We start from the raw sequence: 7338 nt of genomic DNA on the forward strand, positions 1-7338 counted from the left end.
CGGGGCCGCGGGTCAACGGAGGGAGTGGCCTGCGACGGGCCCGCGCACGTACTTGCCCGGCTCGGGGGCGCCGGTGCCCGTGCTGCGGCGAGCGCCGAGCGCCTGGGGGAACCGAGCGCCGTCCTCCTGCGGCGACATGAGGCGCGTCCGCCTTGCCGACGCTCAGGAGCGGCCGGAGCGGCCGGAGCGGCCAAGACGGCCGAGCCTTCCTGACACCGACCCGTCAGGCAGACTCGACGCCGGCGAGGACGAGCGAGAGACGGTCGCCGGCCCCCTCGACGAGTCGGACCCGGATCTCCCAGACCTCCTGGTGGACATGGCAGGCCGGGTACGGGATGTCCGGGTCGTCGTCGCAGGACACGGCCGTCGCGGAGACGTGCAGCACTCCCCCGGGCACCGACGGGTCCAGATCGAGTGAGCGGGCCAGATCGGTGCCCGCGCCCTCGCCCGCCCGCAGCAGTTCGGGTGGAGTGGCGGAGACCAGGAGCCGCGTCGCGGGCCCGTAGCGCAGGTCCAGCTCCTGACCGGCGGGTGCCCGGAAGGTCACCTCCAGGCGCAGAGTGCCCGGCGCCGCCTCCGTCGTCTCCCGCCGTACGCCGCCGGCGGCCCCCGCGCCCAGGGCCTCCCGCGGCAGCCGAAGCCGGGTCAACCGGTGCCGGGCCGACTCGACGACGAGGATGTCGTCGCCGACGACCACGGCGTCGCTGGGCTCGCGCAGATCGGTCGCCAGCGTGCTCACCTCACCGGTGGGCGGGTGATAGCGGCGCAGAGCGTGGTTGTAGGTGTCGGCGACGACAACCGAGCCGTCCGGCAGGGCCGTGACGCCCAGGGGATGCTGGAGCAGTGCCCGGGCGGCGGGACCGTCGCGGTGCCCGAAGTCGAAGAGTCCGGTGCCCACCGCCGTGCGGACCGTGCCGTCGAGGTCCACCCAGCGCAGCGCGGACGTCTCGGAGTCCGCCACCCAGAGCCGGTCCTCCGTCGCGGACAGCCCGGACGGCTGCGCGAACCAGGCCTCGCGGCCGGACCCGTCGACGAGCCCCTCGTTGCCGGTCCCGGCGGCGAGGGTGACACTCCCGTCCCGCGGATCGTAGGTCCAGAGCTGGTGCGCCCCGGCCATGGCGATCCACACCCGGCCGTTCCACAGGGCGACGTCCCAGGGCGAGTTGAGACCGACGGCACGTCCGGCTCCGCGGGTGGACCCGCCCGGCCTCCCCTGCCTGCCGGTCCCGGCCAGGGTGGTGACCTCGCCGGTGACGGGGTCGTACCGGCGCAGCGCGTGGTTGACGGTGTCGGCGACGACGACCGAGCCGTCGCCGAGCAGGGCGAGTCCCTGCGGCTCGCTGAACGAGGCGCTCTCGGCCGGGCCGTCCGCGAAGCCCCGTCTCCCGCTGCCGACCCGCCGCACGAGGCTCTCCCCGTCCCCGGCGAGCTCCGCCAGTTGATGCCGGGTGGTGTCGCTGACCAGGAAGGTGCCGGAGGGCAGCGGCACGGCCTTGCCGGGGAAGCGCAGGGTCGTCGGCTCCGGCTTCGACGCCACGTACGGAGCGTCGGCGCGCCGCAGAGTGCCCTTGGCCGCGTGCTGGACCTCCAGTTCCTCGACCAGCCGCTGGAGGGCGTGAGCGTGTCCCTCTCCCGCGTACTGGGCGACGACGTAACCCTCGGGATCGATCACGGCAAGGGTGGGCCAGGCGCGTACGGCGTACTGCTGCCACGTGACCCGGTCCGGGTCGTCCAGGACGGGATGCTCGACGCGGTAGCGCTCGACGGCGTCCAGGACGGCCCGGTGTTCGGCCTCGTGCGTGAACTTGGGCGAGTGCACTCCCACGATCACCACGGTGTCCCGGTGCCTCTCCTCCAGCTCGCGCAGCTCGTCCAGGGCGTGCAGGCAGTTGATGCAGCAGAACGTCCAGAAGTCGAGGATCACGATCCGTCCGCGAAGCGCCGCGAGACTCAGCTCCTGGTCACCGGTGTTGATCCAGCCGCCCCTGCCCACCAGCTCAGGGGCGCGGACCCGTGCGCGCTTCGCCATGATCCAAGCCAATCACACCGCCCGCGCGCCGACCGGGAGCATGCGACGCGTGCGTGGTCCAGGCTCGCCCTGCCCCGCGCCCCCCAGCGGGCTCGGCACGTGCGTGACGCTCGTCGACCGAGCCGACGGATGCGTCCGCAGGGCGCCGGGGCCGCCGGGGCCGCGGGGAAGATCAGCAGGCTTCGGCGAGTTCCTCGATCTGGTCGGCGAGGCGGCGGTCAGGGTGGTGGAAGGGGACGCCGGCCAGTTCTTCGACCTTGAGGCGTTCGACGGCTTCGCGCAGGGCTGGGGCGGGATGGGCGGGGCAGGGGGTGGTGGTCGGGGTGCTGGGGGTGAGATGGATGTCGGTGTCGAGGTCGAGGGCTTGGTGGGCCCAGTGGTCGGCGTCGCGCAGTTCGCCTCGCAGGAGGTGGTGGAGGTGCAGGCAGTAGGCGGCGGTGGCGTTGCCGGCGCCGGCGGCGAACTGCCACCACCACAGGGCGCTGTCGGGTTCCTGGGCGAGGTTGAGGAGGCAGCCGAAGTGGAGGGCGCCGTCGGCGTCGGAGGGGGCGTCGGCGATGCGGGCGAGGTGTTCGGCGGCTTTGGTGCTGTGGATGAGTTCGGCGGACAGGGCTATCAGGGCTTGTTCGGCGCCGTCGAGGGCGGTGGGGTAATGGCCTTCGGGGGCGGGGCGCGCGCCGAACATGAGGGTGGCGGTGACGTCGCGGACGATTTCGCGGTGCAGGGCGTCGAGGTCGGCGTCGGTGACGGTGTCCGCGAGGGCGGCCTGGTCGAGGTAGTCGTCGATGCTGCGCGGCACGGTGTTACTCCTTCTCCTCGTCGTCACCGAGGTCTATGCCGAGTTTGGTGGCGATGCGCTTGCGGGCCAGGCGGCGGTGGGTCCGAGCGGTGGCCGCGGTGATGCCCATGATGTTGGCGGCCTGTTTGCAGGGGTAGCCCAGGACGTATTGCAGGATGATGACGTCGAACTGGCGCTCCGGCAGGGTGGCGATGGCCGTGTAGAGACCGAGGGGGGAGTCGATGGCCGCCAGCTGCGTGCGCATGTGTTCCAGCGTGGCACGGACGGCGTCGTGGACGGCGGTGGTTCGCGCGGTTCCGGCGGTGGTGGTGCTGCGCCCGTCGGCGGAGGGCCCGACGTTCATGCGCAGGTGCATCTCGACGCGCATCTTCAGCACGCGCCAGGCGTAGGCCTCCGGTCCCCCGTCCTGGAGCAGGACGATGGACCAGTTGAGGGCGAGGTGGTTGTAGAGGCGGCGCACGACCTGGAGGGCGGCCTTCGTGTCGCCCAGCACGGTGGCGGCGTAGCGCAGCTGGGGGCGGGCGTACATGCGGTAGAAGGCGTCCAGGTCGGACGGCATCTCGTAGTGGATGCCCTGCAAGGCGTTCAGTTCCTTGGGCGGTGTGGGGAGGGTGTAGGGGGTGGGGGTGTTGCTGTCCTCGGGTACGGCCATCGTCATGCCTCCTCGTCCCGGGCGGGCACCGGGGCGAGGGCCTCGGTGCCCGCGGTACGTGCCGGCTGCGCGCTGAGCAGCTCGGCGACGCCGACCCGGGCGCCGGCGCGCAGCACCCTGCGCAGTCCCGCGACGACGTCGGGGAGGAAGACGCGCGCGGCGGTGGCGGCCGCCAGCAGCACGAACAGATCGTTCACGGACATCGGGACCTGGTCCTCTCCTGCCAACACAGCATCAACTCGCCTTGCGTTGAGGGGAGATGACGCTGCGGAGGACGCCGCTCTGGGTCCTCGACTGCAGGATTTCGGATCGCGGGGGGCAAACGCGCATGCCCTAACCGACCAAATTTTGACGCAAGGTGATCACATCACCACGCACAGGAGTAGACCACAGCGCTAAGTTACCGCTCAGGCACCATACGTGACCTGCGGGAACGCCGACCCCACACCCCAGGGAGGGGCCACTCCCGCCCGATCGGACACTCCCTCGATCCATCGAACGTGTGATGGGCATCACAGGGTCGGAATGTTTCGCGATCTGAACAATTGGCGCGCCAAGCCCGTATGAAAGCGGGCGGGCCGTGCCCCGGACGAGCCGGGCACCTCGGAACATCGCGCACGGGGCAGAGGGGGCGTTCAAGCCTCCTGTCGATGGCCCGCGCCCAGCGACGCGAAGATGCCCGTCCCGTGAAGCCGCGCAGTGCGGAGGGGACGACACCTCGCCCGTGAAGTCGTGTACACCCTTGCGACCGAGCGCTTCGGTTGGCCGCTTGAGCAGGCGGCTCAGCCGCAGCAACCGCCGTCGGCCGCGAGCACCAGGTGCGCGGGGCGGGGCAAGCGGTCGACGAGCACGGGCGTACGTTCCTGTGCACCGCCGCGGGCGCGGACGCCTGCCTGGCCCGACGAGCCGGCATCCAAGGCGCCTCAGGACACGCCCGCGCTACGCCTCCAGCGTGCGACGGTCTGCGCACACCGGGCGTTTTCTGCCACCGAGTCGCCTTCGGCCATTTCGGGTGGAATACCTCTCCCCGGCCGATACGCGTGCCGTACGGTCGTCGTGCCACATCACCTCGCACAACCAAGTCGCCCTGCGGATCGAACCGCTGCGGGCGTGCCGCGCGCCCCGGGGGGTGTCGACGGGCATGCCGGGCTCCTGACCAGGGTTGCCACGTATCCCTCGACAGTGATTGGAGCTGATGAGTCATGGCGACGGCGATACCGGCCTGGCCCGGCCCCTGGACCAGCGAGATCAACGACATCGTGAAGGGCAACGGCGCCCTCGGTCCCGAGAACGGCATGGTCAAGAAGCTGTCCACCGAGCAGCGAGCCACCATCACCGAGCGGGGCAAGGAACTGGTCGCCAGTCTGCTCGACCCCGGCGTCCTGGCCCCCGAGGCCAGGCGCATCCTCATCGGACTGCATCTCGACCTGATCGACGCCGCCGCCGCGCAGAAGCCCGCCATCCAGAAACTGATGGAGAACCCGGGCTACCGACCGCCGAGCGCCCTGCACGGCACCTGCTACAACGCCGCCCTGGAACTCATCGTCGCCAAGGCCCTGTGGCAGACCGGACACACGGAGATCCTGCCCTGGCCCGTCGAGGGCACGGCCGCCAAACCCGACTTCGTGATCGACGGCCGCCACCCCTCACCGACTGGGCATGACGACAAGAGCTTCTACGCCGCCTGCACGGTGGTCGCCGACACCCTGAAGGTCGGCGGCTGCAAGACCGTGCAGGACCTGGTCACCGGACTCGTCAGCGGGGTGACCAACAAGCTCGGCACGTATCAGGGCAAGACCGTGGGCGTGGTCCTGGAAGCGGCCGACAACCCCTGCCTCTACGAGGACGGCGAACTGAGGACTGATGACGAGGACATCATCGACGCGTTCCAGGAACGCATCGAGGGCCTGGACGCCGGCATCCGGCAACGACTGCTCTTCGTCTACGTCGTCCTGCCGCGCGCCGCAGTGGTGACCATGGACGAGACGGCCTGGCGTTGAGACCACGGCCTGCGTGGTGAGGCGGGTGCGTCGCGTGTAGCAGCAGCCGGTGGTCTCGGCCGCCCTCCGCAGGTCCGCGGCGAGTCTGGGGACGCAACCCGTACACCTTGATCTCGCTGCGTCCCGGCGCTCATGCGGGTCTGCGACTGCAGAGCAGCAGCGGAGTTGTCGCCAGGCCGACCGGTACCCCTCAGGCAGCGGGGCGCGCGTCTCGGTGCTCAGGGCCTCCAGCGCGGGTTCCGGCCCGTCAAGGCGAGTACCCGATCCAGTTCCGTGGCGTGCCCGGGCGGGGGCACCTCGGGGCCGAAGACGCCGTACTCGCGGGCCTGCGGGGCCATCGCCGCCACCGCACCGACCAGTTCGCCGACGACCGCCGGGTCCGCCTCGTAGGGCTGACCGGTGGCTGCGGCCAGGTCCCAGGCATGGACGGTCAGGTCGAGCAGCGCCATGTGGGCGACGGTCCGCGCCGGCATCCCCATCTGCCCGCTGGTACCCTCCTCCGCGCCGGGTGCCGCCCACGCCTCCACCAGTGCTCCGGTCTCCCGGGCGAACGCGGCGCGCCAGTCGGTGTCCGGGCGCACGGCGGACGGGGTGGTGGAGAAGTCGGCTTCCTTCTTGGCGGCGAGTTCCTGGAACTGGACGACGACGTGGTGCAAGTGGTCCAGCAGCGCGCGCACGTCGTAGTCGGCGCACGGGGTGGGCGCGGTGAGCGCGTCGTCCGCGATGCCGCGCACCACGGGTACGGCCTGGCGGGCGGCGGCGTCGAGGAGGACGGCGACGGGGGTGTGGCCGGTGGCGGGTGAGGTGGTGGTCATGCCTCCGACGCTAGGCACGGGGCGGCGCGCCTGCTTGAAGAAACGCGACACCGACCCGGGCCCCGGTCCTAAGATCGCCCCGTGAGTCCCGCAGCCGCCACCTCCCCGGACCGGCCCGGTGACAGCGCCGCCGCCCGCACCCCCGCCCCCGGCGGTCCCGGTTCCTCCAGGGGTACGGCGCCTCGTGGTGACACCCGGGGGATCCTCGATCCGTCGGCGTTGCTGCGCCGCACCTCCTTCCGGCGCCTGCCGCCGACGCCCGCGCTCCGGCCGTACGTCGAGCACTACTGGCTGATCGACTGGGACCTGCCCTCCCCGTACGAGGCGCGGGTGCTGCCGCATCCGTCGGTCAACGCCGTCCTGCAGTGGCGCGGCGGACGGTCCCGGTGCGAGGTGTCGGGGGTCGGGCTGCGGGTGCACACCGAGCGGCTGGAAGGTGCGGGACGGGTGGCCGGGGTGCAGTTCCGGCCGGGTGGCTTCCGGCCGTTCGCGCCCGGAGTGCCCGTCTCGGAATGGACCGGGCGCCGGCTTCCGGCGGAGGAGGTCACCGGCGCCGGTCCGGCGCTCGCCGAGGCGCTCGCCGCCCTCGGCGAGGAGGGCGACGACGCCCGCCGCGCGGCCGCCGTCGACTCCTGGCTGCTCGCACTGGAGCCGCGCCCCGACCCGCAGGCCGCCCTCGCCGTGGAGCTGGCCGGACTCGCCTGCCACGACCGCACGGTGTGCCGTACCGCCCGCCTCGCGGAGTTGGGCGGACTCTCGGTCCGGGCACTCCAGCGGCTCTTCGCGGCGTACGTCGGGGTGAGTCCCAAATGGGTCATCCTCCGCTACCGGCTGCTCGACGCCCTGGAACGTGCCGCGGCGGACGGAGCACCCGACTGGGCGGGGATCGCCGCGGAGCTGGGCTATGCCGACCAGGCCCATCTGGTCCGTGACTTCACCGCCACGGTCGGCGTCCCGCCGACCGCCTACGCGGCGCGGAGCGCGGCCTGAGGCGGTACGGGGCCGGTATCCACGCGCTTCACGCTTCACCCGTACACCCCCTG

Annotated in this window: 7 protein-coding genes; 2 read left to right on the forward strand and 5 right to left on the reverse strand. The window is 72.1% G+C overall.

The window, feature by feature from the left end; all coding sequences use genetic code 11:
* Positions 1 to 223: 223 nt before the first annotated feature.
* The 4 genes from ACZ6EG_RS05490 to ACZ6EG_RS05505 form a co-directional block, all read right to left on the reverse strand.
* Positions 224 to 2029: an NHL domain-containing thioredoxin family protein gene (locus ACZ6EG_RS05490; protein WP_469601807.1), complete on the reverse strand. Its 1806-nt coding sequence runs from the start codon at positions 2027 to 2029 to the stop codon at positions 224 to 226.
* Between the two features lie 172 nt (positions 2030 to 2201).
* Positions 2202 to 2828, reverse strand: coding sequence for a hypothetical protein (locus ACZ6EG_RS05495; protein ID WP_356609979.1), 627 nt, complete (start codon positions 2826 to 2828; stop codon positions 2202 to 2204).
* Positions 2829 to 2832: 4 nt separating this feature from the next.
* Positions 2833 to 3486, reverse strand: a complete 654-nt coding sequence (locus tag ACZ6EG_RS05500) for a sigma-70 family RNA polymerase sigma factor (RefSeq protein ID WP_356609981.1) — start codon at positions 3484 to 3486, stop codon at positions 2833 to 2835.
* A complete protein-coding gene (locus tag ACZ6EG_RS05505; protein WP_361013453.1) occupies positions 3483 to 3683 on the reverse strand; it encodes a hypothetical protein in 201 nt (66 codons plus the stop codon). The genes ACZ6EG_RS05500 and ACZ6EG_RS05505 overlap by 4 nt, the downstream gene beginning before the upstream one ends.
* A 999-nt stretch (positions 3684 to 4682) precedes the next feature.
* Between ACZ6EG_RS05505 and ACZ6EG_RS05510 the strand changes: the two genes are divergently transcribed.
* A complete protein-coding gene (locus tag ACZ6EG_RS05510) occupies positions 4683 to 5480 on the forward strand; it encodes a hypothetical protein (RefSeq protein ID WP_469601812.1) in 798 nt (265 codons plus the stop codon).
* 218 nt (positions 5481 to 5698) lie between these two features.
* On the opposite strand, the gene ACZ6EG_RS05515 is transcribed toward ACZ6EG_RS05510, so the two are convergent.
* The gene (locus ACZ6EG_RS05515) at positions 5699 to 6295 is read right to left on the reverse strand and encodes a TIGR03086 family metal-binding protein (protein ID WP_391968740.1); all 597 of its coding nucleotides are present in this window, start codon (positions 6293 to 6295) and stop codon (positions 5699 to 5701) included.
* Positions 6296 to 6376: 81 nt separating this feature from the next.
* On the opposite strand from ACZ6EG_RS05515, the gene ACZ6EG_RS05520 reads away from it, so the two are divergent.
* On the forward strand, positions 6377 to 7285 hold the full coding sequence (locus tag ACZ6EG_RS05520) for a DUF6597 domain-containing transcriptional factor (protein ID WP_391968741.1): 909 nt from the start codon (positions 6377 to 6379) through the stop codon (positions 7283 to 7285).
* Positions 7286 to 7338: the final 53 nt, after the last annotated feature.

The organism is Streptomyces sp. NPDC041968, assembly GCF_055589025.1.

Excerpts from the sequence above, each read along its gene's own strand:
- ACZ6EG_RS05510 (WP_469601812.1), top strand. The coding sequence starts at position 4,683 with ATGGCGACGGCGATACCGGCCTGGCCCGGCCCCTGGACCAGCGAGATC.
- ACZ6EG_RS05490 (WP_469601807.1), bottom strand. The coding sequence starts at position 2,029 with ATGGCGAAGCGCGCACGGGTCCGCGCCCCTGAGCTGGTGGGCAGGGGC.
- ACZ6EG_RS05500 (WP_356609981.1), bottom strand. The coding sequence starts at position 3,486 with ATGACGATGGCCGTACCCGAGGACAGCAACACCCCCACCCCCTACACC.
- ACZ6EG_RS05515 (WP_391968740.1), bottom strand. The coding sequence starts at position 6,295 with ATGACCACCACCTCACCCGCCACCGGCCACACCCCCGTCGCCGTCCTC.
- ACZ6EG_RS05505 (WP_361013453.1), bottom strand. The coding sequence starts at position 3,683 with ATGTCCGTGAACGATCTGTTCGTGCTGCTGGCGGCCGCCACCGCCGCG.